General features: G+C 64.7%; 24 protein-coding genes and 1 tRNA gene. 12 read left to right on the top strand and 13 right to left on the bottom strand.

Annotated features, from left to right (window positions below):
* Positions 1-38 precede the first annotated feature (38 nt).
* The 4 genes from GV027_RS00235 to GV027_RS00220 all read left to right on the top strand — a co-directional run bounded on the left by GV027_RS00235 (position 39) and on the right by GV027_RS00220 (position 3,797).
* Positions 39-2,042 (top strand): lytic transglycosylase domain-containing protein, encoded by a 2,004-nt coding sequence (locus GV027_RS00235; protein WP_159510570.1) that lies wholly within the window; start codon positions 39-41, stop codon positions 2,040-2,042.
* A gap of 19 nt (positions 2,043-2,061) precedes the next feature.
* Complete coding sequence (greB, locus tag GV027_RS00230) at positions 2,062-2,538, top strand: transcription elongation factor GreB (protein ID WP_031439512.1); 477 nt, start codon at positions 2,062-2,064, stop codon at positions 2,536-2,538.
* A 97-nt stretch (positions 2,539-2,635) separates the two neighbouring features.
* Complete coding sequence (locus GV027_RS00225; RefSeq protein ID WP_159510569.1) at positions 2,636-3,016, top strand: DoxX family protein; 381 nt, start codon at positions 2,636-2,638, stop codon at positions 3,014-3,016.
* 10 nt (positions 3,017-3,026) lie between these two features.
* Positions 3,027-3,797 (top strand): NYN domain-containing protein, encoded by a 771-nt coding sequence (locus GV027_RS00220; protein WP_159510568.1) that lies wholly within the window; start codon positions 3,027-3,029, stop codon positions 3,795-3,797.
* Between the two features lie 17 nt (positions 3,798-3,814).
* On the opposite strand, the gene GV027_RS00215 is transcribed toward GV027_RS00220, so the two are convergent.
* The 3 genes from GV027_RS00215 to ettA form a co-directional block, all read right to left on the bottom strand.
* Complete coding sequence (locus GV027_RS00215; RefSeq protein ID WP_159510567.1) at positions 3,815-4,528, bottom strand: DUF3108 domain-containing protein; 714 nt, start codon at positions 4,526-4,528, stop codon at positions 3,815-3,817.
* A 66-nt stretch (positions 4,529-4,594) separates the two neighbouring features.
* Positions 4,595-5,788 carry a sensor histidine kinase gene (locus tag GV027_RS00210; RefSeq protein WP_235188280.1) on the bottom strand — a complete coding sequence of 398 codons (1,194 nt, stop codon included), beginning with the start codon at positions 5,786-5,788 and terminating at the stop codon, positions 4,595-4,597.
* 241 nt (positions 5,789-6,029) lie between these two features.
* Complete coding sequence (gene ettA, locus GV027_RS00205; RefSeq protein WP_159510566.1) at positions 6,030-7,709, bottom strand: energy-dependent translational throttle protein EttA; 1,680 nt, start codon at positions 7,707-7,709, stop codon at positions 6,030-6,032.
* A 104-nt stretch (positions 7,710-7,813) separates the two neighbouring features.
* On the opposite strand from ettA, the gene GV027_RS00200 reads away from it, so the two are divergent.
* The 6 genes from GV027_RS00200 to GV027_RS00175 all read left to right on the top strand — a co-directional run bounded on the left by GV027_RS00200 (position 7,814) and on the right by GV027_RS00175 (position 13,865).
* Positions 7,814-9,214 (top strand): M20/M25/M40 family metallo-hydrolase, encoded by a 1,401-nt coding sequence (locus tag GV027_RS00200; RefSeq protein WP_159510565.1) that lies wholly within the window; start codon positions 7,814-7,816, stop codon positions 9,212-9,214.
* 154 nt (positions 9,215-9,368) lie between these two features.
* Positions 9,369-9,635, top strand: a complete 267-nt coding sequence (locus GV027_RS00195; RefSeq protein WP_031393308.1) for a hypothetical protein — start codon at positions 9,369-9,371, stop codon at positions 9,633-9,635.
* 123 nt (positions 9,636-9,758) lie between these two features.
* A tRNA-Ile gene (locus GV027_RS00190) sits at positions 9,759-9,834 on the top strand.
* 857 nt (positions 9,835-10,691) lie between these two features.
* Positions 10,692-11,243: an FxDxF family PEP-CTERM protein gene (locus GV027_RS00185; protein ID WP_159510564.1), complete on the top strand. Its 552-nt coding sequence runs from the start codon at positions 10,692-10,694 to the stop codon at positions 11,241-11,243.
* A 1,065-nt stretch (positions 11,244-12,308) separates the two neighbouring features.
* Positions 12,309-12,677, top strand: a complete 369-nt coding sequence (locus tag GV027_RS00180; RefSeq protein WP_051916446.1) for an HIRAN domain-containing protein — start codon at positions 12,309-12,311, stop codon at positions 12,675-12,677.
* A 927-nt stretch (positions 12,678-13,604) separates the two neighbouring features.
* On the top strand, positions 13,605-13,865 hold the full coding sequence (locus GV027_RS00175) for a hypothetical protein (protein WP_236558975.1): 261 nt from the start codon (positions 13,605-13,607) through the stop codon (positions 13,863-13,865).
* 626 nt (positions 13,866-14,491) lie between these two features.
* On the opposite strand, the gene GV027_RS00170 is transcribed toward GV027_RS00175, so the two are convergent.
* A complete protein-coding gene (locus tag GV027_RS00170; RefSeq protein WP_159510562.1) occupies positions 14,492-14,908 on the bottom strand; it encodes a hypothetical protein in 417 nt (138 codons plus the stop codon).
* Positions 14,909-16,566: 1,658 nt separating this feature from the next.
* Here GV027_RS00170 and GV027_RS21330 point away from each other — a divergent pair.
* Positions 16,567-17,226 (top strand): PEPxxWA-CTERM sorting domain-containing protein, encoded by a 660-nt coding sequence (locus GV027_RS21330; protein ID WP_236558974.1) that lies wholly within the window; start codon positions 16,567-16,569, stop codon positions 17,224-17,226.
* A 128-nt stretch (positions 17,227-17,354) separates the two neighbouring features.
* Here the strand turns inward: GV027_RS21330 and GV027_RS00160 are convergent, their stop codons facing one another.
* The 9 genes from GV027_RS00160 to mdcA form a co-directional block, all read right to left on the bottom strand.
* Positions 17,355-17,699, bottom strand: a complete 345-nt coding sequence (locus tag GV027_RS00160; RefSeq protein ID WP_107933800.1) for a hypothetical protein — start codon at positions 17,697-17,699, stop codon at positions 17,355-17,357.
* A 46-nt stretch (positions 17,700-17,745) separates the two neighbouring features.
* Positions 17,746-18,321, bottom strand: coding sequence for a GAF domain-containing protein (locus GV027_RS00155; RefSeq protein ID WP_159510561.1), 576 nt, complete (start codon positions 18,319-18,321; stop codon positions 17,746-17,748).
* A gap of 152 nt (positions 18,322-18,473) precedes the next feature.
* The gene (locus tag GV027_RS00150) at positions 18,474-19,385 is read right to left on the bottom strand and encodes an acyltransferase domain-containing protein (protein WP_159510560.1); all 912 of its coding nucleotides are present in this window, start codon (positions 19,383-19,385) and stop codon (positions 18,474-18,476) included.
* The gene (gene mdcB, locus GV027_RS00145) at positions 19,382-20,218 is read right to left on the bottom strand and encodes a triphosphoribosyl-dephospho-CoA synthase MdcB (protein ID WP_159510559.1); all 837 of its coding nucleotides are present in this window, start codon (positions 20,216-20,218) and stop codon (positions 19,382-19,384) included. Before mdcB ends, GV027_RS00150 begins: the two co-directional genes overlap by 4 nt.
* The gene (mdcG, locus tag GV027_RS00140) at positions 20,215-20,844 is read right to left on the bottom strand and encodes a malonate decarboxylase holo-[acyl-carrier-protein] synthase (RefSeq protein ID WP_159510558.1); all 630 of its coding nucleotides are present in this window, start codon (positions 20,842-20,844) and stop codon (positions 20,215-20,217) included. The genes mdcB and mdcG overlap by 4 nt, the downstream gene beginning before the upstream one ends.
* A complete protein-coding gene (gene mdcE, locus GV027_RS00135) occupies positions 20,844-21,560 on the bottom strand; it encodes a biotin-independent malonate decarboxylase subunit gamma (RefSeq protein WP_159510557.1) in 717 nt (238 codons plus the stop codon). The genes mdcG and mdcE overlap by 1 nt, the downstream gene beginning before the upstream one ends.
* Positions 21,547-22,515: a biotin-independent malonate decarboxylase subunit beta gene (locus GV027_RS00130; RefSeq protein ID WP_159510556.1), complete on the bottom strand. Its 969-nt coding sequence runs from the start codon at positions 22,513-22,515 to the stop codon at positions 21,547-21,549. Before GV027_RS00130 ends, mdcE begins: the two co-directional genes overlap by 14 nt.
* Positions 22,512-22,829, bottom strand: coding sequence for a malonate decarboxylase acyl carrier protein (gene mdcC / locus GV027_RS00125; RefSeq protein ID WP_159510555.1), 318 nt, complete (start codon positions 22,827-22,829; stop codon positions 22,512-22,514). The genes GV027_RS00130 and mdcC overlap by 4 nt, the downstream gene beginning before the upstream one ends.
* A gap of 11 nt (positions 22,830-22,840) precedes the next feature.
* Positions 22,841-24,487: a malonate decarboxylase subunit alpha gene (mdcA, locus tag GV027_RS00120; protein ID WP_159510554.1), complete on the bottom strand. Its 1,647-nt coding sequence runs from the start codon at positions 24,485-24,487 to the stop codon at positions 22,841-22,843.
* 164 nt (positions 24,488-24,651) lie between these two features.
* Here mdcA and madL point away from each other — a divergent pair, with 164 nt between their 5' ends.
* Positions 24,652-25,095: a malonate transporter subunit MadL gene (gene madL, locus GV027_RS00115; RefSeq protein ID WP_159510553.1), complete on the top strand. Its 444-nt coding sequence runs from the start codon at positions 24,652-24,654 to the stop codon at positions 25,093-25,095.
* Positions 25,096-25,101: the final 6 nt, after the last annotated feature.

Here is a 25,101-nt window from a genome sequence, read left to right as displayed (position 1 = left end):
TTCAGGACAGATACGGGTTGAACTGCTATTCTGTCCACATGGTAGCATTGGCGTTCAAATCGAGCATCGTTCTGGCGGCTCTGGCCGGCACGGCGGTATCTTCAGGGGTCGGACAGGAAACGCTCGACCGGTACCGGACGCAGCTTTCGAATATCGGCCCGCAGGCGCAGCCGATGGCGAGCGATGGCGCGATCGCCTCGACGATCGCGCAGTGGCGCGCGCTGCAACAGACCGACGCGCTGCCGTTCGACAGCTATGCCGGGTTCCTGATGGCGCATCCGGGCTGGCCGAACGAGACCGCCAATCGCCGCGCGGCGGAGCGGCAGGCGGCGATCGGCAGCGGTGCGGCGGGCAGCGTCGTCGCGTTCTTCACGCGCTATCCGCCGCAGTCCGCGGCGGGCAATCTTGCCTATGCGCGCGCATTGCAGGCGACCGGGCAGCGCGACCGGGCCTATGCCGCGGTGCGCACCGCATGGCGATCGGGCGGGCTGTCGCCGATCGATCAGGTCGCGGTGACGACGGGCTTTCCCGGCGCGCTGTCGAGCGACGATCAGGATGCGCGGATGGACGCGCTGCTCTGGTCGGGGCAGACGAGCGCGGCGCAGCGCCAGATCCTGCTGGTCAGTCCGGCCAAGCGCGCGCTGTTCGAGGCGCGGCTCGCCTTCCGGACCAATGCGCCGAACGCGTCCGACCTGTCCGCGGCGACGATGGAGACCTATCGCGGCGATGCCGGCTATGTCGCCGACCGCGCGGTGTGGCTGCGCAACAGCGGTGCGAGCCCTAGCGCGCGCGCCTGGCTGGCGCGGCCGCGGGCGCTGACCACGCGGCCGGGCAATGCGGGCGAATGGTACGAGATTTTGGTGACCAATGCGCGTGGCGCGGCGAATGACGGCCAGTGGCAGGTCGCCTATGACATCGCGCGGCAGATCGACGATGCCTATCCGGCGGGGGCGAACATCTCGGCCAAATCCTATGCCGAGCGCGACGAATATACCAATCTCGCCTGGCTCGGCGGGCAGGCGGCGATGAAGCAGCTCGGCCGGCCGGCGGACGCGATGACGCTGTTCGACCGCTATGCGCGCGGGTCGAATTCGCCGGTCGTGCGCGCGCGTGGCTATTACTGGGCGGGTCGCGCGGCCGAGGCGGCAGGCCGGCAGGCGGATGCCACCGCCTTCTACACCCAGGCGGCCGGCTACCGCGATCAATATTACGGACAGCTCGCGACCGAGCGGATGGGCCGCGCGCTGACCCCGCCACCGCCGATGGCCAGCCTGGCGATCGCGCCTGCGGTACGCGCCGCGTTCGAGCAGCGCGAGACGGTGCGCGCGGTCAAGTTCCTTGGCCAGATCGCCGACTGGCAGGACCAGACCGCGTTCGTCCGCCAGATCGCCGCGGATGCGACGACCGACACCGACCACGCGCTCGCCGCCGAACTGTCGACGCGCATCAACCGCCCCGATCTCGGCGTGATGGTCGGGCGCAGCGCGCTGGCGAACGGGCTCAGCGACTATTCGGCGGCGGGCTTCCCGACCGTCAGCGTGCCGGCGGGCTATGAGGACAACTGGACGATCATCCACGCGATCTCGCGGCAGGAGAGCCAGTTCGATCGCGCCGCGGTCAGCCATGCCGGTGCGCGCGGGCTGATGCAGCTGATGCCTGCGACCGCGCGCGAGCAGTCGGGCAAGATCGGGCTCGCCTACAACCAGGCGTCGCTGACGACGGATCCCAATCTGTCGATCATGCTGGGGTCGAGCTACTTCCAGCGGATCTATGCGAACTATGGCAGCTATCCGCTTGCGATTGCTGCGTATAATGCGGGCGGTGGCAATGTGAACAAGTGGCTGCGCGCCAATGGCGACCCGCGGACCGGCGCGGTCGACATCATCGACTGGATCGAGGCGATCCCGTATCAGGAGACGCGCAACTATGTGCAGCGCGTGATCGAGAATGCGGTCGTCTACGACCTGATGAACCCCGCCCGCGCCAAGAGCCGCAGCGTCGCGCGCACGTCCTGGTATCTCGGCAAGACTCGGCCGGGCTGAACCGGACGAGACGGCGCGCATGGATCGGCCCAACTACATCACCCCGGCAGGCTATACGGTGCTGCGCGAGGAATATGAGCTGTTGCTCGGCAGCGAGCGGCCCAAGCTCGTCGAGGTGATTTCCTGGGCGGCGGGCAATGGCGACCGCTCGGAGAATGGCGACTATATCTATGGGCGCAAGCGGCTGCGCGAGATCGACCGGCGGCTCGGCTGGCTGTCGCGACGGATGAAGGCGGCCAAGGTCGTCGATCCCGCCGCGCAGGAGGACCGCAGCCGCGTCTGGTTCGGCGCGTGCGTGACGGTGGCGGACGAGGAGGATGTCGAACGCGTGCTCACGCTGGTCGGCGATGACGAGACCGATGCGGGCAATGGGCGGATCGGCTGGAATTCGCCGTTCGCCCGCGCGCTGAGGGGTGCCGCGATCGGTGATGTCCGCCGCGTCGACCTGCCCGCGGGCGAGCGCGAATATGAGGTCGTGGCGATCGCCTATCCCTGACCTCCCATCGCTGAACGATCCGTTTCCATCCGGCGCGTTGACGCAGGCACGCGTGCATAGGACGTAGCGGGACCGCAACGACGTTCAGGATGATCCCATGCCGATACCCGCCACCTGGTCCCCCCGCCTGCTCAGCGTGATGCGCATCGTCGTGGCGCTGGTCTTCTTCAGCCACGGTATTTCCAAGTTCTTCGGGCTGCCGCCCTTCCCGATGGCGATGACCCCGTTGCTGTACGTCGCGGGCATAATCGAGGTCGTGGGCGGCGCGTTGCTGATCGTCGGGCTGTTCACGCGGCCGGTGGCGTTCCTGCTGTCGGGCATGTCGGCGGCGGCCTATTTCCTCGCGCACGCGCCCCAAGGCCCCTTCCCGATCGCCAATGGCGGCGAGGCGGCGGTGCTCTATTGTTTCGTGTTCCTCTACCTCGCCGCAGCGGGGGGCGGCGCGTGGAGCGTGGACGCGGCGCGCGGGCGCGGCTAATCCCGGCGGTATGGCCGATACCACAACCCGCAACGTCGCCCTTCTCATCGACGCCGACAACGCCTCCTCGGCGACGCTCGACCCGGTGCTGACCGTCCTTGCCGAGCTCGGGACGGTCAACGTCCGGCGCGTCTATGGCAACTGGTCCAAGCCCGCGCTCAAGGGCTGGCGCGACATGTCGATCAAGCACGGCATCGAGCCGCAGCAGCAGTTCGACCTGACCAAGGGCAAGAACGCGACCGACATGAAGATGACGATCGACGCGATGGACCTGCTGTTCCGCGGCCGGATCGACGGGTTCGGGATCATGTCGTCGGACAGCGACTTCATGCCGCTGGCGATGCGGATCCGCCAGGACGGCGTGCCGGTCTATGGCTTTGGCACCAGCCGCACGCCCGAGGGGTTCCGCCAGGCGTGCACGCGCTTCATCGACGTCAGCGCGCTCGACGACGAATCCGAGCCGATGCCGCTGTCGCTGCCGCCCGCGATCGGCGGCGAGAAGGCCCCTGCCCCCGCCACGCCCGCGGCACGCCGCTCGCGCGGCGGCGAGCCGATCGGGTCGGACCTGATCAAGCTGCTGATCGACGCCTACAACGCGGGCAAGCGCGACGAGAAGGGCTATCAGAGCCTGACAGAACTGGGCCAACGCGCGGGCAACCGGTCGAGCTTTGATGCGCGCAACTATGGCTTCAACCATCTGTCCGAGCTGATCGAGGCGGTGCCCAATTTCCAGACCGAACGCCGTGACGGCGGTCGGATCTACGTCAAGCGGGTGCGCTGAGCGGGGGCACCGGTCGCTCAGTCGAGACCGGTGCAGTCGCCGCCAAGCTTCGTCCCGCCCCGCGCGGCGAAGCTGCCCAGTTCACGCGCGTCGCGTTTCGCGATCAGCGTGGTGGCACTCGGCTTGCCGTCCTTGAGAACTGCGACGGTCCAGGCGTCGACGGGCCCGGTCGGTGTCGCGACGCTCTGGCTGCCGGTGACGGTCAGCGTGAAGCGGCCGATCCCGCCGTCATACTGGTAGAAGGGCAGCGAGAAGCTCTTGCCCATCGCGAGCGGCAAGGCGCCGAACGTCACGCCCCAGAGATTGCCCTCCCAGATGGGGTCAGCCACCGCGACGTCGATCGGCGTGACGACGGCCTTGTCGGTCTTCGTTCCGACGATGCGGCCGGGGGTGTAGCGAAGCGCGACATGCTCGACCCCGCTCCGGCTGTTGTCGAAGGTGATCGGCGTCAGATCGTCGCGGTTCAGGACGAAGTGATCGCGCATCGCGAAATTCGCCATCGGCACACGCTGATGGATGACGATATCCCAGGCCGGCCGACCGCCGACGCGGATGGCGCGGATGACCTGGCGGGTTGCGCCGATGACGGTCTGGCCGGATGGTGCGCCGGCGGCCTGCGTGGCTGCGGGGGAGCCGGGGCGGTAGATCGCGAAACACTGGTCGATCGGCTTGACCCTGTCGCCCTGCGGCGCGGTCACCGCAGCCGCTGCGGCCGCTAGCATCATCAGCATGTCCATCATCCCCACCCCGTCATTGTGGGAGAGGTGTGCTACGGACATCATACACGCGTCAAGCGATCAGTCCGGGAGCACGATCCTGGGGTCGGGGATGTCGAGGACCGCACAGGTGCCGCGCGCGGCATTCTCGATGGCGATCGTACCGCGCAACTGCCGGGCAAGGCTGCCGATCATCCGCATGCCGAGGCTTTTGCGCGAGGCGGCCTTGAGGTCGAAATCGGCGGGCAGCCCGACGCCGTCGTCGGACACGGTCAGCAGGATCCGGCCGTCGGCGTTGCGAATCGTCACCGCGATGACGCCGCCACCCTCGCCGTAAGCATATTTGATCGCGTTGGTGACGAGCTCGGTGACGAGCAGGCCGAGCGGGATCGCGGTATCCGCGCTGATCCGGATCGCGTCGATGTCGCAGTCGATCCGGTGCAGCGGCGCCTGTTCGGCCAGCCCCGTCGCGATCCCGCAGACCAGGTCGTCGAGCGCGACGATCCCGACCTGTTCGCCGCGCCAGAGCTGGTCGTGCGTCTGTGCGATCGCGGTGATGCGCGCCTGCGCGTCGCCGAGCAGCCGCGTGATACGCGGGTCGTCATCCTCCTGCATCTGGAGGTTGAGCATCGCCGAGACGAGCGCGAGGCTGTTCTTGACGCGGTGGCTCGCCTCGCGCGTGAGCAGCTCCTGATGCTCCATCGCGTCGCTCAAGCGCTGTTCGGCCTGTTGCCGCTCGATCGCGACGCCGATCAGATTGGCGAACCCCTGCATGAAGGCGAGGTCGGCGGGCTCGAACTTGCCCTCGTCGGGGCTGTCGACCTCGAGCACGCCGAAGCGCTTGCCCGACGTCTCGACCAGCACGTTGATCGCGCGGCGGATATGGTGCTCGGCCATGAAGGCGGGCGTACGGAACCGCTCCTCATTCTCGAGATGGTTGGAGATCACCGGCTGGCCGGTCTCGAGCGCGAAGCCCGCGGGCGAGGCGAGATCGGTGCGCATCTCGGCCGATCCGACCACGCCCGGCGCCCAGCCGATCCCCGCGCGCACGAACAGGCTGTCCTGTTCGGGGCGATATTCGAGAAACTTGCAGTATTTCGAACGCATCCCCTCGCCGCACAATTCGGTGGCGCGCTGGAGCATAGGCTCGAGATCCCGCGCGCGCAGCGCCTCGATCCCGAAATCGGCCAGTATCGATTGCTGGCGAAGCCGGTATTGCAGCTCCCCCGCACCCGGGGGGGCATCTCCACCGGGGGAGTGTTCGATAACTGTCACGCCTGCTCCGTTCGTGGGGACCAATATGTCTCCTACCGACCCCGGTTAGGGGATCAACATGGCGCTTGCGTGGCAGGCGCCGGCTCGGTCCTACACCACCCTCGTCATCCTGACGAAAGTCAGGATCCAGGGTTACGGGCGGCCCGCCTCTTGGCTCTGGATCCTGACTTTCGTCAGGATGACGGGGTTGATGGGGGGGCGCCGCAGCCCGGGAACATGGGCCGCGGCGGGTCTCAGACGCTCAGCGCGTGAGCTTCTTGTACGCCAGACGCGTCGGGCGGTCGGCGGCGTCGCCGAGGCGGCGGCGCTTGTCCTCCTCGTACGACGCGTAATTGCCCTCGAACCACTCGACATGGCTGTCGCCCTCGAAGGCGAGGATGTGCGTGGCGAGGCGATCGAGGAAGAAGCGGTCATGGCTGATGACCACCGCGCAGCCTGCGAACGTCTCGAGCGCCTCTTCGAGCGCACGCAGCGTCTCGACGTCGAGATCGTTGGTCGGCTCGTCGAGCAGGAGGACGTTGCCACCCTCCTTGAGCATCTTGGCCATGTGGACGCGGTTGCGCTCGCCGCCCGAGAGCTGGCCGACCTTCTTCTGCTGGTCCTGCCCGCGGAAGTTGAACGCGCCGACATAGGCACGCGTGCCCATCTCCTGCTTGCCGAAGCGGAAGATCTCGAGCTCGTCGGAGATTTCCTGCCAGACATTCTTGTTCGGATCGAGATCGTCGCGGCTCTGGTCGACATAGCCGAGCTTGACGGTCGAGCCGACCTCGATCGTGCCCGTGTCCGGGGTTTCCTGACCGGTTATGAGCTTGAACAGCGTCGACTTGCCGGCGCCATTGGGGCCGATCACGCCGACGATGCCGCCCGGCGGCAGCGTGAAGTCGAGACCGTCGAACAGCAGCTTGTCGCCGTACGACTTGGTCAGGCCCTTCGCCTCGATCACCTTGCCGCCGAGACGCGACGGCAGCTGGATCAGGATCGCGGCCTTGCCGGCGACGCGATTCTCCTGCTTCTCCATCAGCTCGTCGAACGCGCGGATACGGGCCTTGGACTTGGTCTGGCGCGCCTTGGGGGTCTGGCGCATCCACGCCAGCTCGTCGGCGATCGCCTTCTGCTTGCCGGCCTCTTCGCGCTCTTCCTGGCTGAGGCGCTGGGCCTTCTTCTCCAGATAGCCCGAATAGTTGCTCTCATAGGTGTAGTAGCGGCCGCGATCGAGCTCGAGCACCCAGTTGACGACATTGTCGAGGAAGTAGCGATCATGCGTCACGAGGATGACGTTGCCGGTATATTCCTTGAGGTAATTCTCTAGCCACGACACGCTCTCGGCGTCGAGATGGTTGGTCGGCTCATCGAGCAGCAGGATCTGCGGCTTCTCCAGCAGCAGCTTGCAGAGCGCGACGCGGCGCTTCTCGCCGCCCGACAGGTTTACCACCGACGCGTCGCCCGGCGGGCAGCGCAGAGCCTCCATCGCCTGTTCGAGCTGGCTGTCGAGCGCCCAGCCGTCGACTGCGTCGATCTTGGCCTGGAGATCGCCCATCTCCTCCATCAGCGCGTCGAAATCGGTGTCGTCCTTCGGATCGCCCATCTCGGCGGAGATCGCGTTGAACCGGTCGACGAGGTCGGCGACGGGGCGGACGCCGTCCTTGACGTTGCCCATCACGTCCTTGGTCGGATCGAGCTGCGGCTCCTGCGCGAGATAGCCGACATTGACGCCCTCGGCCGCCCAGGCCTCGCCGGTGAAATCGGGATCCATGCCCGCCATGATCTTCATCAGCGTCGACTTGCCCGACCCGTTGGGGCCGATGATCGCGATCTTGGCGGACGGAATGAACTGGAGGTGGATGTTGTTGAGGACGGGCTTTGCGGCACCGGGGAAGGTCTTGGTCAGACCCTTCATGACGTAGGTATACTGGACGGCCATGTGGGTGCCGAGCTCCATGCTTGAATGAGGCGGGATTTGACGTGCGCAGATAGCGATGCGGCGGGCCGTTGGCAAACGGGGAGCGGCGACATAGGCTGTCGCGGATGATGAAGCACACGCTCGCGGTATTGGCCGCCTCCACCCTGTCCGTTCCTCTCATGGCACAGCGGACCGCACCACCCGCCCCTGCCCCGGTCGATGCGAAGGTCGCGGCGCTCCGCGACGCTGCGCTCAAGGACGACGTCGCCTATGACATCGTCGAGGGGATGACGACCGAGATCGGACCCAGACTGGCGGGGACCGAGGCGGAGGCGCGTGCGCGCGCCTGGTCGGTGACCAAGCTGAAGGCGCTGGGCTTCAAGAACGTCCGGATCGAGCCGTACCAGATGCCCGTCTGGGTGCGCGGCGTCGAGACGGGCTCGATCCTCGCCCCCTTCCCGCAGGCGCTGAAGCTGACCGCGCTCGGCAATTCGGGTGCGACGCCGGTGGGTGGGCTCACCGCGCAGGTGGTGGTGTTCAAGACCTATGGCGACCTGGCGGCGGCACCCGCAGGGAGCCTTGCGGGCAAGATCGCCTATGTCGGCAATGCAATGGAGCCGACGCAGGACGGGTCGAGCTATGGCGCGTTCGGCCCTGCACGGTTCGTGGGGCCGGCGATGGCGGCGAGCAAGGGTGCGGCCGCGATCGTGATCCGCTCGATCGGTACCGATCATCACCGCAATCCGCATACCGGCACGACCAACTTCCCCGAGGGCGTCACGCCGATCCCGGCGGCGGCGCTGTCGGTGCCCGATGCCGAGCTGATCGAACGGATCGCGACGCGCGGCAAGCCGATCACGATGACGCTCGTCCTGACCCCGCGGATGACGGGCACGCACGAATCGGGGAACGTCATCGCCGAGGTGCCGGGGACCGATCCCAAGGCGGGGATCGTGCTGGTCGGCGGGCATCTCGACAGCTGGGATCTCGGCACGGGCGCGTTCGACGATGCGAGCGGCGTGGCGATCACCGCGGCGGCGGCCAAGCGCATCCTCGACGGCCCGCGCCCGCGACGCACGATCCGCGTCGTCTGGTTCGGTGCCGAAGAGGTCGGCGGTTTTGGCGGCAAGGCCTATGCCGAGGCGCACAGGACCGAGCGTCACGCGACCGCGGGCGAATCCGATTTCGGCGCGGACCGCGTCTGGCGGTTCGAGACCAACCTGCCCGACAGCGCGAAGCCGGTCGCCGATCGCCTCGCCTCCGCCCTCGCCCCGCTCGGCATCGCGCGCGGCGCAGGGGTCGGTGGTGACGGCACCGATGTCGGCCCGACCATGGCGCTGGGCGTCGCGGCGATCGACCTCAACCAGTCGGGTACGCGCTATTTCGACACGCACCACACCCCCGACGATACGCTCGACCGGGTCGATCCCGAGCAGCTTCGCCAGAACGTCGCGGCCTGGACGACGATGCTCGCGATCGTGGCCAATGCGCCCGAGGAAATCGGCTCGGTCGTGCCAAGAAAGTGACCAGTTGCGGCAACCCGCCCGTCATCGGACTGTCGCAAAGCTTGCTGGGCGATGAATTTAGCGGATTGACCGCCGGTCGGGGGCCGCTATTTGACGGGGCTTCGCGACGGCAATCGGGTCGGCCGCGAGTGAAACTATGCTTGGGAGCATTCGAATGAAGAAGATCGTTCTGATCGCTGCTGCCGCCGGCCTGATGTCCGTCGCAGCCTGCAGCAAGTCGCCAGAAGCCGCCGCAGTTGAGAACAACGCGGACATGCTGGCTGACAACATGGAAATGCAGGCTGACAACATGGACGCCATGGCGGACAACACCTCGAACGCTGTCGCAACCGACGTGCTCGAGAACGCAGCCGACAACATGAACGCAGCAGCAGACAACGTCCGCGATGCTGCCGACGAGAAGACCGACAACATGAACTAAGACTGTGTCGGGCGCTTGCGCTCGACAGCGTTTTAGAGTCGGAAAGGGCGTTCCTTCGGGAGCGCCCTTTTTCTTTGGCACCCTTTTTCTTTGGAAACGCTTGCGCTAACGCAGGCGGCGGTGGGGCCTGTAGCTCAACGGTTAGAGCTGGCCGCTCATAACGGCTAGGTTGCGGGTTCGATTCCTGCCGGGCCCACCAATATCTAAAATAGTGACTACCTTACCTCGTCAGGAATGCGCAGAATTGCGTCGTTTGTGGGGGTTTTCCTTCTCACACGTTCCATACGGCGAACTGAGAGTGCGGGATATTTGGGGGTATTTTTCAAATGGTATTTTCTGCCCCCCAGATGTCATGATTCGGCCCGGATTTCTGCGGCTTGCGGAGCCGCTCCGGCTTCGGCGGAAGCACCTGGTTTGAGGGTGTCGATGATCATGCTGGGCGGCCTTGCGACGATGATCGCGGCAATGCCCGCCGCAGCGCACGCCGCGGTGCAAGTCGCGGCGAACCGCGAGTGACGAACCGCTTTAGATCGGCGGCGTTACGCCCTATCATCGTAGAGAGGCTAGCGAGGCTCCTGCCTTGCTCTTTGGCGAACTCGGCAGTCGAACTCGCGGCGTTTGCATTCTCATTGGGCGCATCCAAACAACGAATCAGGGTAGCGCCCGAGCTATACTGCTCCTTTTTTGTTCTCAACCTGCCTGCCATCGCCGGGCGGAACGAGGCACGGGATAGTTCGGAAAACCTCGTAACTCGGGGGGGCTTGAATGTCGCTGGAAGAACAGTGTGCCCGTCAACAACTATTGGAGATTTAGGTCATTCTTCTTGTCTTGTTAACCAAGGTTGAGCAGGGCCTATTGCACGCTTCTACCGTGGAAAATGCCCCCGGATGCAAACGATCCGGCCGCGCGATTTCATGACGCTCATCGCACTCCGCTCACGATGCACGATTGTCCCGAAACCACACAATGGTTGGGTGGTGGCCGTTTTCAGGCAATTGCATAACTCTATAGCCCCCTTTACTTTTTTCGTCCGGGAACACGTAAAAAGGGACCATCATGAAGCGTTTACTTCTTTCGACAATGGCATTCGTATCCGCATTTGCGATGGCCCCAGCGGCTCACGCAGTTACCTTCACTCCGAACGACCCAGAGTTCACCGTCAGCGGCGATATAAAGAATGGTACCGTTTCGGCAGATTTTGGCCGTGCGGGCATCAAGCGTGGTGCATTCACGGATACTTTCAATTTCATCATCGGCCAGGCCGGTCTGGCTAGCGGTACGCTCAGCACGACCACGACGCGGTTCTTCAGCCCTACCGACCTCGATATCCTGTCGGTGTTCATCAATGGCTTCGCAGCGTCGAAGACTGTTGTCGGCAAGTCCGAGTTTTTCGAGATCAACAACGTGGCGATCGCAAAAGGTGCGACGAACCAGATCGTCGTGAACGGCCTCTCGCGTGGTAACGGCTCCTATGCCGGCACCGCAACCTTTGAGCCAACGGCAGCAGTTCCCGAGGCAGGTACCTGGGCAATCATGCTGTTCGGTATCGGCGGTATCGGCTCGTCGATGCGCGTTCGTCGTCGCCAGGCGAAGATCGCATTCGCTTAAGCCGATTTCACAGCCGGTCCCAGTGTCCGGCCGTGTGAAGGCAGCCGTCAACCTTTCGAGGTTGGCGGCTGTTTTCATTTGAATCCAGCGCGATTGCGGCTGCGGAGGGATTGATGTGGCGCGACGACCGCCATTGACCGACACCTAAGCGTACGGTCAGGCGCGAACTGGTCGAAGTCGACTTCCTTATGTCGTCCACAGCCACGGATCACATCTATGGTCCGGATACCCGGGGACGGCATGGGTCGGGTTTAAGTGGTCAAACGTCGACGGAGTGACAATGCAGAAAATCCAATAAGAGCCGCGCTTCGCGAGACCGTCAACGGTCGCGTAGGCACACCAGCGGTCCGCCTAACCCTGCGCTGTCTCTGACATCACTGCCCCGAGCGCTGGCCCCTCGTGATCTTTTGGGAGGCCGCGCAGCAGGATAGCGAAATCGGTCGGTGCCAGAGCGTGACGGCCCCATTCAACAGCATTGTGCGGCAGCTGCGTCGATCCGGCGCATATACCGTAGTCGGCAATGCGCGGGCTAGCATTGGCATCAAGAATTTTCAGTTAATCCACTTTAACCGCGTGGAGTTGCAATTACTAAACAAATTCAATGCATAAATCCCCTTGTCGAAAGACAAGCACTTTCAAATTTGGGGGTTCAAATGCGCTACTGGCCAATCGGCAAGCCCATTCGGGGTTAACTTTGCCATCAGCTTGGGGATCACTATTGGCGTCATTGACGTATCCTTCAGGGTGCAAAGCAATGCGTTACTAGGCCAATGGTGACCCTTACAACGGCTGAAGCTTAAAATGCCCGGCTTTTCGAGCCGGGCATTTTTTGTGTTCACGACCGCGTCATATCCTTTGCCAGAATCTCATCGGTGCATGTGCGAAAAAGCAAGGCCAAGAGGTTTCACCGCTTTTTGCATAGCGGTGTGCGCAGTATTAAACCGTCCGCCTACCAGATAGCCAATTAAAGGCGTTCGTTACGCCGAACTACTGCGACGGCCCTTCGTTGATCGCATCAACTTTCCGAACGAGGACACGAGCAAGAGCAACCGCCGCAGGGAGTGCATGCTGTGCGCGCCTGGCGTAGCGGTCGAGCTGCGCTTCGAGCCAAGCAACCCATACGACGAGAACGCCGTTGCCATATTTAGCGAGCGCGGCACCCAACTGGGCTATGTCAGCGCAGAGCGCGCGCCGCTGATCGGCAAGCGGATAAAGGAAGGCGAGGCGATCGCCGTCTTTCAGACGATGCACGGAAGCGGGGTGCCTACCCTGCCCGACCCGGTCCCCGATGCTTTAAAGCGCCCACTTCCCCGCCAGGCTCGGCCGGAGCAGCGATCGGTCTACGATCCCCACGCCTTTTACCCGACAAGGAAGGCCCAGAATTCGGCGCTTAACATCGGGCTTGCGGCCCGGTTTGACCAATATGAAGCTTAGCAGGTTCGTCCCGTACTATGCTGGGGCTGACGAACGCGGCACGATCGCTAAGGCCCGCGAAGATAGCTTTGAAAAACGGGACGCCCTCACAGCAATGCGTGCCGCACTGCTCGAGATGGTGCCTGAATCGCACTCTGGTTACCGAACTTCCGATCCAGCTGAACTGTCCGCAGACACTGCAAACACGTTCAACCCTGGCAAGATAGCGCCAGTGGCCGCGCAAGAGCGGTAGGCGTCATTCTCGGCATGGTGAAGTGCATCGGCTAAGAAAGAGGCCACAAGCGGATTGTTAGATACGTCGGCGACGTGAAGCGCCCAAGCGATCGCGGAACGCAAGATTTCTGCGTCGTGTCCAAAGGGCGTGTTCATGGGGCGGCTTGTTACAAAGCGAATTCTTGGGAGCCAAGCTCGCGTTCGGCATACAAGGTTAAGATTAACCTAGGTTACTTCCCGTCAGGACCCAAGCTAGCCTGACTGAACCCGCTGCCAGCTATACTGGTGAGCAAGGGTCTGAATGGGCACCTGACCGATTGCGTCACGCTGTTGCCGGCGTGCCGAGGTGCACCCAGCGAGCAACTGATCGGATAGGACTGATGCTGCTTCGATGTCGAGCGTGACAGCAACGCCTGGCCCGTCAATCAGCACCCTCCCCTCGTTCGCTGAGACGTTCAGAATTTCCGGACGCAAGGTACGCAGCATGCCAATTCTCCCGTAGAACAATCAGCGACCAGTGGCGGCAGATCGTTCCGAGTATTGATCCACGGCAGGACGATACTCAGTGACCGAGATCGCTCGCCTCGTGTTGAGGGAGGCGGTGAGTTTGGCGCGGAGCAGCGCGCTAGCTAGGTCAGAAAACGTCAGTCCCAGTGACGCTCTTGCATACGAAGGTCGATCGTATACTTTCGGTCGAATTGCAGGAGTCGAATGATGAAATATCGCGTTGCAGTTGCGCTGATCCTCACGCCCATTGGCGTAAAGGCGCAAACGTCAGAAGCCCCTGCCAAGGCCGTAGAGTCGCCAACCAAAGAGAAAAAGATCTGCCGGTCAATGACGCCGACGGGCTCTTTCATGGCCACGCGCGTCTGCAATTCGGCTGCAGCGTGGCGCAAGTTTGATGGGATTACTGCTGACGGCGCGCAGCAGACCCGGGATGTCTATCGAATGCCTACGACCGGCGTGCCGCACTGAATTGGATGAGGAAGGGCCGGAGTTCGGGGCTTAGCCTGGAGGTTGCTCAGTACCGTAGATTAAGACACGATGAGGTGATGGATAAGCCCAAGCTCACCAACGCGGAAATAACAGCGGCGGATGCCCAATTCCCGCACCACGCGGAGCGAACGTGGGCCCACCTAGGCCGATGTGTTTCCCGATATCAAGAATGCGATGACTTTATCGAATTTGTTTTTCTCTCAATGTGGGATGGGCCAATTCGTCCACAAATGCGTGCAGTCTACAGCGCCTTCGGGAACAGGGATTTGTTCACTCGCTGCAAAGTCACTACAAAAGCGATTGAAGCCGGCCCGACGCCTAAGCTAGCTGCCGACTGGAAAGTTCTGGTCGCCGCCCTCAGGCAGGGGGCCGACAGACGTGCGGAATATGCTCACGCCCGTTCTGTCACCTTCGGCGGGGGCATTGCCATTGAGATTGACGAAATAACCGGCTTGGGAGTCGGGCATCGGCGGCTAGGACCACGCGAGATGCAGCTGCGACGTTCAAAACTTAATGACGAAAGGGTTTGGACCTTGAGCGGGCTGGTCGATGAATATCGACGCCTGACCGACCTTCTCGCCCATATCCAAGCGTTCGCGGGTAGGTCACGGGATGCCTCTGATGCATCGCGTCCAAAGGCGGCTCCTGGTCATGGCGTGTAGACTCGTCCAGTGTGAAACGCCCTCTCCGACCATCTGGTCGAGGTGGGTCCAGCGCTCCGGCCGCTCACGGCGCACCGTGGAATCGGCTGAGGTGGTTGTTGTAGTGGTCCCGGAGCGGTTCACGTCCTTGGCGCGGTTTTCGCGTTCTTCGTCGAGCGCGACATGCACCGCTTTCGAATAGGTTTCTTCCGCCCGAAGGTCGACCTCAAGGACAGCCAGCCGCTCCTCGAGGTCCGTAACCTTGTCCTTGAGCGGGGAGATGGCGTCTTCTGATACGTCTTCTGCGATCGCGATCGTTGCATCGTGCGCGGTCTGCCGTTCCTTACATCCAATCAGCGCCAGCGGCATCGCGACAAGCATTAAACCCGCATAGCACTTCCCCGCACCCCCAAGATCCGAGGCTAGCTACACGAGCTGCAGCACTCCTGCATTTAGGATTGAGGGTGTCGATGATCATGCGCCGCTCGCATGCGCCGCGAGGGCCGCAGCGGCAATTTCCTGCAATGCCGCCGCCTGACAGTGGAATCGGATGCCGCAATCCGATTGAGCGCCGAGAGAAGCTGCTCATTGCGCGCGCACAACGCCGCTTTCGTCATGCTGGCACGAAGCGTGCGGCTTCCCGACACTTCGGCCGCGCACAACCGTCGCAGATTAGGCGTTCCGGGGGCGGCTCAGGGGGTATTTCGAATTACCCTCGCCCAATATCCCCGCAAGGCCATCCGAACATGCAGCTGGCGATTTCCAAACCTTCCGGCCACAGCCGCACCTGATGCGCGGCAACGCCTTGTCTCGCGCGATCTGACAGGATCCGGAGGCTCTCCCGGTGACCAACGATCGCGCGCGCCCAGTGCCCGCTCGTCGGCGTTGAGGACGATCGCGCGGTGGCGGCGTTCCTCCGCTGGCAGGCGTCGCGGCGAACCGCGCGTGACGGACTGGTTCAGCTAGGCGGCGTTTCGCCCTATCATCGTAGGGAGGCTAGCGAGGCTCCTGTCTGCTCTTTCGGGTGCTCGGGCAGTCGATCTTGTGGGGATTACATTCTTATTGAACGCATCCGGGCAGCGAATCAGGATCGCACCTGAACTCCATCGTGCCGTTTTGGTTCTCAATCAGTTTGCAACTACCCGCCAGCTGCGAGCGCAGGAAGATTAGGACAATCAAGCAGCTCGGGGGGCCTCGACGTCACCCGGTGGCCAGCCTAGCCCGTCATCAAATAAATGACTGTTGGGTCACTCTTCGTGTCTTGTTAACCATACAAAAACAGGACTTATTGCGCGCTATGACGGTGCGAAACGCGCCGCGGAGCAGAGGATGTTTCAATGGTAATGATCCTGGTGGGCTGGGCCGGCTCTTCCGTCGCAGCTTTTCTCGTTCTCGGGTACGCCGCTCACAAGCTCAAGCACGTATGAAGCACTGACTGGGCTAGGATCCACACGCGTTATATCCGGACGAGGACGGACTCGACCAGGGAGCCGACCGGGCGCGTCGAGCGACTGACGACAGGCCGACCTGCACCTACCGAGCAGTTGATCGGTAGGGACGGACGCCGCCTCTATGCCGCGCGTGGCGGCCCAGCAGGGCCCGTCGATCGGCACCCTCGCCTCCTTCGCCGAAACGTTCAGAGCTTCAGACTGCACCTTCGACTGCATGGCCAAACGCGATGCGATTTCTGGTCATCGATCACGATCATGCATGTCCGATGGCGCTTCTCATCCGTAAGATCATGAGGCGCGGCGACCGCCGCCAGTTGCGACACCGCATCCGTCACGATCGGGCTGGAAAACTTCCGTCGGGAAGTGGAGCACCTGCACCTTTCCCGATCGGTAGGGGAACCTGGACCACTCCCGCGGCTTGCTCAGGGAATTCCGCATCAAATAACCGACGAATCCAAGGATATGCGGAGGTCTCCTATAATCCGATTGGAGTAGTGCGTCTTAAGCCATTAGGATTATCGTCGAGAATTCCGGAGTATGATAAGGAAAGAATGGCGACGCTGGTTGCCGACTTTCGAGGATAGTCCCATGATAAACAAGGCAATCATGGTCGGAATGCTTGGATTTACGGCAATTTGTGCGACACCCGCTGCAGCTGTATCAATCATGGATCCGACCGACGACTTCATTCCGTCATATACTGCGGGTCCACGTTTTGCAGATCTCGACGTCACAGGCTTCTCGGTCAATTACGACAGTATGTCGCAATTCTTCACGCTAGGCGCCACTTTTGCCGGGGATATCGATCCGCAGACGGCGGGTCTGTACATTTTCGGCGTCAACACCGGTACAGGCATCGCCAGACCTTTTGCCTCGATCGGTCAACCCGATGTGATCTTCAATCAGGCCATCGTGATACAGAAGAACGGCACCGGATCGGTCGGTCCAAACGCCTTGGACCCAGCTGGTATTTCCATCGCTGGAAACATGCTGACAGCGCGGGTTCCGCTCGCCTTGCTGCCGAGCACGGGCTTTGGGCCAACGCAATATGGGTTTAATCTCTGGCCCCGAAACGGTGTGGGTAACGTCAACCAGATTACAGATTTTGCACCTGAGAATGCGACCGTTTCGATCGGCGCGGTTCCAGAGCCGGCAACGTGGCTCATGATGCTCGTCGGCTTCGGGGGAGTTGGCTTCAGCCTCCGCCGGCGCATCGGGAAAGTCGTCACAGGTACTGTTTACGCCTGATCTCGATGGCAATTCATCCCAGATAGAGCCGCCGCCCTTCAATGGTCGGCGGCTTTTCGGTCCAGCGTCATCTGCGTCTGATTTCTGACCCCAGAATGAGGGCGTCGAGGATCCTGCAGCTTGCTGAACTATATAATCGCCGAAGGGGTGCCTAGTGCGACAATATGCTCGACGGCGTCCTCGGTAATTTCCTGGGCACCCTCCAGCCCGAATTCGCCGAGATAGGACCAGGCGACCCACCCGACATATCTCGGCAGGCCCGGAATGGCGAGGCCGACGGATCGGCCGATCGTCACGCCATAATCCGCTTTCACCCGAAAACCACGCGTGGAGACGCCCGTCACGGTCGCGGGTATCATTTCGCCCAGAGGGGTGATCAGAAGCGCCCCCAGGTTGACGAGATGCCGGGATGCGCAACGACGTTCGATCAGCGCCGGCGAGATATCGCTCGCGATTTTGCGATACATATTCATTTCGAGGCACGTCCGGGCAGTCTACGTTGTTGCGCACACGTGGCCATCACGGTCGCTGGCTTTGCATCGAAGACTGGACTTCCTTATCGCCTTCGCGATCGACGTCGGCCTGCTTGCTTATGAAATGGACAATCGCCTCTGCTTCTTTCTTCAACGCGATGATCCGCGCCCTGTCGTCGTCCGTGATGAAGTCACGAGGTTTTTCATCGAAGACGCACAGCGCCCCGAGTACGGTGCCGTCTTCGTCGCGTAGCGGCGCACCGATATAAAATTGAATGCCTTCGATCGTGTCGACGAAGGGGTTGCCGGCGAAACGCTCGTCTGCGCCCGCGTCCGGAACGATTGTCAGTTCGTCGGGGGATAGAATGGCATGCGCACAGAAGGACGTTGACCTCTTATATACACCGGCCTCGAAACCCGCTGCCGACAATACATAGGTCGAGTCCTGATAGACGATGGTGATGGCTGCGGACTTTGCCTTCAGGGTATCGCGGACAGCATCCAAGATCGGCCGGAATCTGCCGACATGCGGACTTGCGATGAGATTGCTTGTCGCAATGGCCCTTTCGCGCTCGCGTTCATTCTCCGGCTTATCCGCCATGATGTAGAACGAGATCGACAAATCATATCCTAGCCCTATGTGCCCAATCGAGCAGATAGGGAGCCTAAGCGTCCGTTTGCCCGGCCTATGACGATATAAAGCAATAGCTAACAAAGGGTTGGCATCACCGCCCGCCCTATCGAACGGCACCCTCCCCTTGTCTCTCCCGACGTTCAGCGGGCAATCCAGGCGGTGATTCCGGCGGGGCTGCGGAAGTCGTCGACTGCGCGGACGTCGAGCGTGGGATAGGCGGCGCGGACCATGTCGGCGAGCGCGGTGCCGGGGCCGAGTTCGAGCAGGCGGTCGACGCCGCGTTCGACCAGCGCCTCGAGTGTGGCGGCCCAGTCGATCGTCGTGTCGAGCTGCGCCGCAAGTCCTGCGATGCCGGCGGCGCCGCGGACGATCGTGGCGTCGGTTGCGCCGATCAGCGTACGACCCCGGACCGGCCGTGCGGGCTGGGCTTCGAGCAGCGCGGCTTGGAACGGGGCGACCGCAGCGGACAGGCGACGGGTGTGCGACGCGACGCGGACCGCGATCGGGCGGGCGGTCGCTGCGCCCTGCGACAGTGCCGCGTCGCAACAGGCGGCGACCTGCGCGCGGGTGCCGCCGATCACGAACAGCAAGCCGGGATTGACGATCGCGATGCCGCAGTCGAACCGCGCGACCAGCGCCTCGACCGCCGCGCGCGGCAGGCCGCGGACGAAGCCGAGGCCGTCCTCCGCACCGCCGGCCGCGTCCATCGCCGCCGCTCGCGCCGCGGTGAGCCGCAGCGTGGCGGCGGGCGACCACAGGCCGGCAATGCCCCAGGCGGTCATCTCGCCGACGCTATAGCCCGCAACCAGCGCCGGACCGATCGGTTCGAGACACGCCGCCGCCGCCAGCCCGCGCGCGACGCACAGGATCTGGCTCGTTGCATTGGCGTGGAGCCGGTCGTCCGCGGCGGTCCGGACGAGCTGATGGACGTCCTGTCCGAGGATCGCGGTGGCCTCGGCGAGGATCGGTGCGGCGGCGGGCTGGTCGACGAACAGGTCGAACATCGCGCGGTCCTGCCGCCCCTGCCCCGAACAGAGCAGCGCGAGCGTCACGCGTCGTGCGCCGCGACGAAGAACGTCATCGCGAGCAGGTCCGCACAGCCCCCCGGACTGAGCCGCCGGGCGACGAAGCGGTGATGGACCGCGATCGCGCGCGCACGCCAGTCCACCGCGCCGATGCCCCCGGCTGCGAGGAAGGCGCGGGCCTCGTCTTGCGCGAAGGCGAGACCCGCGGGGCCGCCGCGATAGAGGAGATTGGTGTCCGCGACGCCGACGATCAGCGCCATCAGGACCTGCACCGCCTGCGCGTTCCGGTCGTCGGGCCGCAGGCGCCGCGCGGTGGCGAGCGCGGGCAAGGCGGTGGCGTAGAGCGCGGGGAAGCCGGCGGCGGCCTCGGCGCGTGCACCGCCAGCGGCATGGCGGCGTGCGACCATGGTGCCATGACTGTGCAGCGCGACGGGCCCGCGCAGGATCTCCGCGCCCCAATGCTGCGCGACGATCGTTCCGAGCGGCGCGGCGATGCCATAGCGCGCGCGGAACCCCGTAGCGGCGCAGAGCAGGCCCATGCCGAAGATCGCGCCGCGGTGCGTGTTCACCCCGCCCGTAGCGACCATCATCGCCGCCTCCGCCGCGATCCCGATCGCGCGCAGCCGGTCCATCCCCGCGCCCGCGGCGCCAGCCTGGGCCAGCGCCGCGAGATAGGGGGCGAGTGCGTCGGCGCTGCGGTTCATCATCGCCGCATCCATGTCGTCATGCGCGCCCGGATCCACCGGGCTGACCAGGCCGGGCTTGGGATAGGTCGCGATCTCCCGCCTGAGGCACGAAGCGGCGGCGTGGCCGATCGCGTCGGTGTCGACCGCGGGCGTCGCAGCGACGAGCGCGGTCATGCGAACACCGCCGCGCGCGGGGTCACGCCGTTCGCGTGCGCCGCCTTGACGAGCAGATCGGGTGCGTCCGACGCCCATTCGCGCCACTGCACCGCATGCCCTTGTGGGGTGAGCAATTCGCCGTCGATCCGCATCGGTGCGGTCGCTCCGATGGTCAGAAGCGCGCGGGCACGTGCGGTCGCGGTGCGCTGATCCGCCACCGTCCAGAGCAGGTCGAGATCCGAACCCGGCGACAGATAGGCCAGCCCTGTCAGATGTGCCCAGGCGAGGCTGCCGAAACAGCGCGTGTCCGGGTCCAGCGTGACGAGCGCGGCGATGCTGTCCTGCCAGGCGGGGGGTGCCGCCGCCGCCGCATCACGCAGCAGCGGCGGCGGGGCGTCGGCCCGGATCGCGTCGGGGGGCACGGCAAAGGCGAGCCGCTGCTTGCCGATCGAGGGCGGCAGCGGCAATCCGAGTGGGACCAAGCACGGGAGTTCGCCGACGACCGGCCGCCGCGCGATCAGCGGGCGATCGTCCCTGGCCCAATCGGCCAGCAGCGCCGGGGCGTTGGCGAGCCCGTGCGCGGCGAGGATGGCGGGCCAGCGCTGCGGGTCGATCCAGACCAGCCGGTGTCGGTCGAAGCGCATCAGCGCCGCGCCGCCGCGTCCACCTCGTCCGCGATCGCCGCGGCCTTGGGCCGGCCCTGGCGCTCGGCCCCGAGCGTCGCGCGCACATCGTGATCGCGCGGCGTGGCGAGCAGCACCGCGAGCTGATCCGCCAGGCTGCGCTGCGGATCCCAGACCTCGGCGACGCCGCCGACGCTGACCAGATTGTCGAGGCCGGGGGCGAAAACCGGGGTCGTCTTTGCCTTGTCCTCGAGCAGATCGATCGACAGCTTGGTGACGCGCGCCATCGAGGCGAGGTCCATCACCTCGGGATGCGCGCCGGGCAGCGCGACGAGCGTGTCGCAGGCGAGCGCGGTGGCGATGAACGCGCCGGCCGCGCTGCCGCCATAGAGCAGGCCGATCGTACGGTGGCCGCGCGCCTCGGCGAGGAGCAGCGACTTGGCGAGATGCGCGAGATATTCGCTGAGGCCGAGCAGTTCGTCGCGTCGACTCATCCGCTGGCTCGCGCTGTCGACGAGAAAGAGGATCGGCGCGTCGTCGTCGCTGCGTGCGATCGCGAGCACCGCGGCGGACAGGCGGATCGCCTGGTCGATGCCGATCGGCGCGCGGGCGGTGGCGCCGATGACATGCACGACCCGTCCGTCGGGCGACGTGCCGCGACCGAACAGCAGGTCGCCCTCCGCGGTGACCGCATGGCCGGCCGGAAACAGCGAATCGAGGATCTCAGCGGGCGTCATCGGCGCTCTCCCGGTACTGGGCGGCTAGGGTCGCGAACGCGGCGGAAGGCATGTCGGGGATCGCTTGCGGGTCGTCGATGCCCAGCATGCGCCAGATGTCGGTGGCGTCGGCGGCGTCGGCGGCGTCGCCGAACCGGGCGATGCGGCGTTCGAGGCGGTCCTGCTCCGCGTCCAGAGTGGCCAGATCGAGACCGGGTCGCTCCCCTCTCCCGACCGGGAGGGGGGAGGCGTCCCGGACGGAACCCGCCTTGGCTGGTCGCCCGAGCGCCGCGAGCATCGCCGCGCGGAACGCCGCCGCATCGTCGTCGACGAACAGGTCCGCGCCGCCGATCAGCGTCCGGTGCTTGCCGCCCATCGTCCGCCAGACCAGGGCGCGGTCGCGCGAGTCGAATTCCTCGACGCCCTTGTTGGTCTCGATCACCTCGGGGCCGGTGACGCTGATCCGGCCCTGTTCGGATATGATCAGCGTCGAGCAGCAGCCGGCGATCAACCCGCCGCCGCCATAGCAGCCCGCACGGCCGCCGATCAGTCCGACGACGCGCACGCCCGCGATCCGCGCCTCGGTGACCGCGCGCATGATCTCGGCGATCGCGATCTCGCCGGCATTGGCCTCCTGCAGACGGACGCCGCCGGTGTCGAACGCGATCACGACGTCGCGGTTGAGGGCTTTGGCGGCTCGGAGCAGCCCGGTCAGCTTGGCGCCGTGCACCTCGCCGAATGCGCCGCCCATGAAGCGGCCTTCCTGCGCGGCGATCAGGATCGGCGTGCCGTCGACCGTCGCGGCGCCGACGACGATGCCGTCGTCAAACTGCGCGGGCAGGTCGAAGATGCCGAGATGCGGGCTGGTCTCGCGCCGCTCGGGGCCGACATATTCGGTGAAGCTGCCGGTATCGACCAGCGCCGCGATCCGCTCGCGCGCGCCTGCCTCGTACCAGCTCTGATGAAGGTTGCTCATGCTTCGGGCTCCTCGATCATGCGGACGGCCTGGGCGAGGCGCAGCGACACCGTATCGGGTCGCGCGCCGCCATCGTTGATCGCGATCCGCAGGCCGCCGGCGGCGCGCCGGCCGACGAAATCGGCGACCACCGCGTCCCAGAGGTCGCGAAAGCCGTGCGCCGCGGTGCTGATCTCGATCGCGCACCGATCGGCCGCGTCGCCGCGCTCGACCAGCACTTCCAGATTGCCCGACGCGACCACGCCGACCAGCGCCATCGCGCGCGTGCCGCCCGCCGGGACGGGCGCGGCGATATCGAAATGCAGGATTTCCATGCTTCTATCCCCTACCAGTTCCGGAACCGGCTCGGCGGCCGGTAGAGCCCGCCCGAGGCGAGCATCAGGTCCTTGATCGAACGCGCGGCCAGCATGTTGCGGTTCGCGTCGAGCGGGTCGATGCCGAGATCCTCGGGCCGCTGGATGATCTTCCGCTCGCGCAGCCGTTCGACCATCGCCCTGTCGCGGCCGCGGCCGATCTCGGTAAAGCCCGCGACGCCGCGGATCGCCTGTTCGCGCTCGTCCGCAGTGCGGCAGAGCAGCAGGTTCGCGATGCCCTCCTCGGTGACGATGTGCGTCGTGTCGTCGGCATAGACCATGATTGGTGCGAGATCGAGATCGAGCTTTTCCGCGAGTTCGAGCGCGCCGAGCTTTTCGACGAAGAGCGGCGCATTGCCCTCGCCGAACGTCTCGCCGATCTGGACCACGAGCTTGCGGCCGCGGCGCAAGGGTGCCGCGGTATCGGGATCCGCCTCCGCCCCGGCCTGCAGCCAGGGTGCGCTGGGATGGCGCCGGCCGCGCGCGTCCGAGCCCATGTTGGGCGCGCCGCCAAAGCCCGCGATGCGGTTCGCGGTGATCGTCGAGCTGTGCCCGGCAAGGTCGATCTGCAGCGTCGAGCCGATGAACATGTCGCAGGCGTACAGCCCAGCGGTCTGGCTGAACGCGCGGTTCGAGCGCAGCGAGCCGTCGGGCCCGGTGAAGAAGATGTCGGGCCGCGCGGCCAGATAATCCTCCATGCCGACTTCCGAGCCGAAGCAATGCACCTGCTCGACCCAGCCCGCCTCGATCGCGGGGATCAGCGTCGGGTGCGGGTTGAGCGCCCAGTGCGTGCAGATCTTGCCCTTCAGCCCGAGCTTCTCGCCATAGGTCGGCAGCAACAGCTCGATCGCCGCGGTGTTGAAGCCGATGCCGTGATTCAGCCGGCGCACGCCATAGGGTTGATACAGCCCCTTGATCGCCATCATCGCGGTGAGGATCTGCGTCTCGGTCATCGCCGCGGGATCGCGCGTGAACAGCGGCTCGACATAGAAGGGCCGCCCGGCGTCGAGCACGAAATGGACCTGGTCGCCGGGGATGTCGACGCGCGGCAGCGTATCGACGATCTCGCCGACCTGCGCGATCACGAGGCCGCTGCCGAAGCTCGTCGCCTCGACCACGGTCGGCGTATCCTCGGTATTGGGGCCGGTATAGAGATTGCCGTGACGGTCAGCGCTGACCGCGGCGATCAGCGCGACCTGTGGCGTCAGATCGACGAAATAGCGCGCGAACAGTTCGAGATAGGTGTGGATCGCGCCGAGCTCGATCTTGCCGCCGAACAGCATCCTGGCGATCCGCGCCGATTGCGGGCCGGAATAGGAGAAGTCGAGCCGCTTCGCGATGCCGCTGTCGAAGACGTCGAGATGCTCAGGCAGGACGACGCCAGACTGGACCATGTGCAGGTCGTGGATCCGGTCGGGATCCATCGCCGCCAGCCCCCGGGCCAGCACGTCCGCCTGTTTCTGGTTGTCGCCTTCGAGGCAGACCCGGTCACCGGGCCTGAGCACCGCTTCGAGAAAGTCGACGAGCGTTCCGGGATCGACCAGCTTGCCGGTGGCAAAGCCCCGACCCGCCGCGATCCGCTCCTCGCGCATCTGCTTGCGCGTATTCCATTGCCGCACCGCATCGCCTCCTGACGCTTAATTGGCCTTCTTGTATTCTCTATTGCCATAAACGCAACCCTGTGCATACTTAACACCGTATAAGACGCCAGATCGAATACATTGAGAGGATATGCCATGAGCGAGTCCCTACCCGTTGCCGCCACAGATGCGGGACGCGGCGCATGATCGCCGGCGTAGCACTGCTCGCGATCTGTACGCTGATCGGGCAATTGCTCGGCGAAGGCCTCGGCGTGCTGCTCGGCGTGAAGGCCAATGTCGGCGGGGTCGGCATCGCGATGATCCTGCTGATTGCCGCGCGGATGTGGCTGAAGACGCGCGGTCGCTACAATGAAGGCGTGTCGCGCGGGATCGGCTTCTGGGGCGCGCTGTATATCCCGATCGTCGTCGCGATGGCGGCGCAGCAGGATGTCGTCGCCGCGGTCGAGGGCGGTCCGATCGTGCTGATCGCGGGCGTCGGCGCGCTGCTGCTGTGCTTCAGCGCGGTCGCGATCATCAGCCGGCTGTCGGGCACGCCCGAGACGATGGACGAGATCGAGGCGCGCGAAACGCGTGAAGCCGAGATGGCGATCGCCGCCGGATCCCCCGCCCCGATCACCCCGCGCTAAGGACCG

It is taken from the genome of Sphingomonas sp. T1 (assembly GCF_902506585.1).
Lineage (GTDB): Bacteria > Pseudomonadota > Alphaproteobacteria > Sphingomonadales > Sphingomonadaceae > Sphingomonas > Sphingomonas aerolata.
Note: the sequence above shows the minus strand (reverse complement) of the source record. Positions and strands in the feature narration are given on the sequence as shown.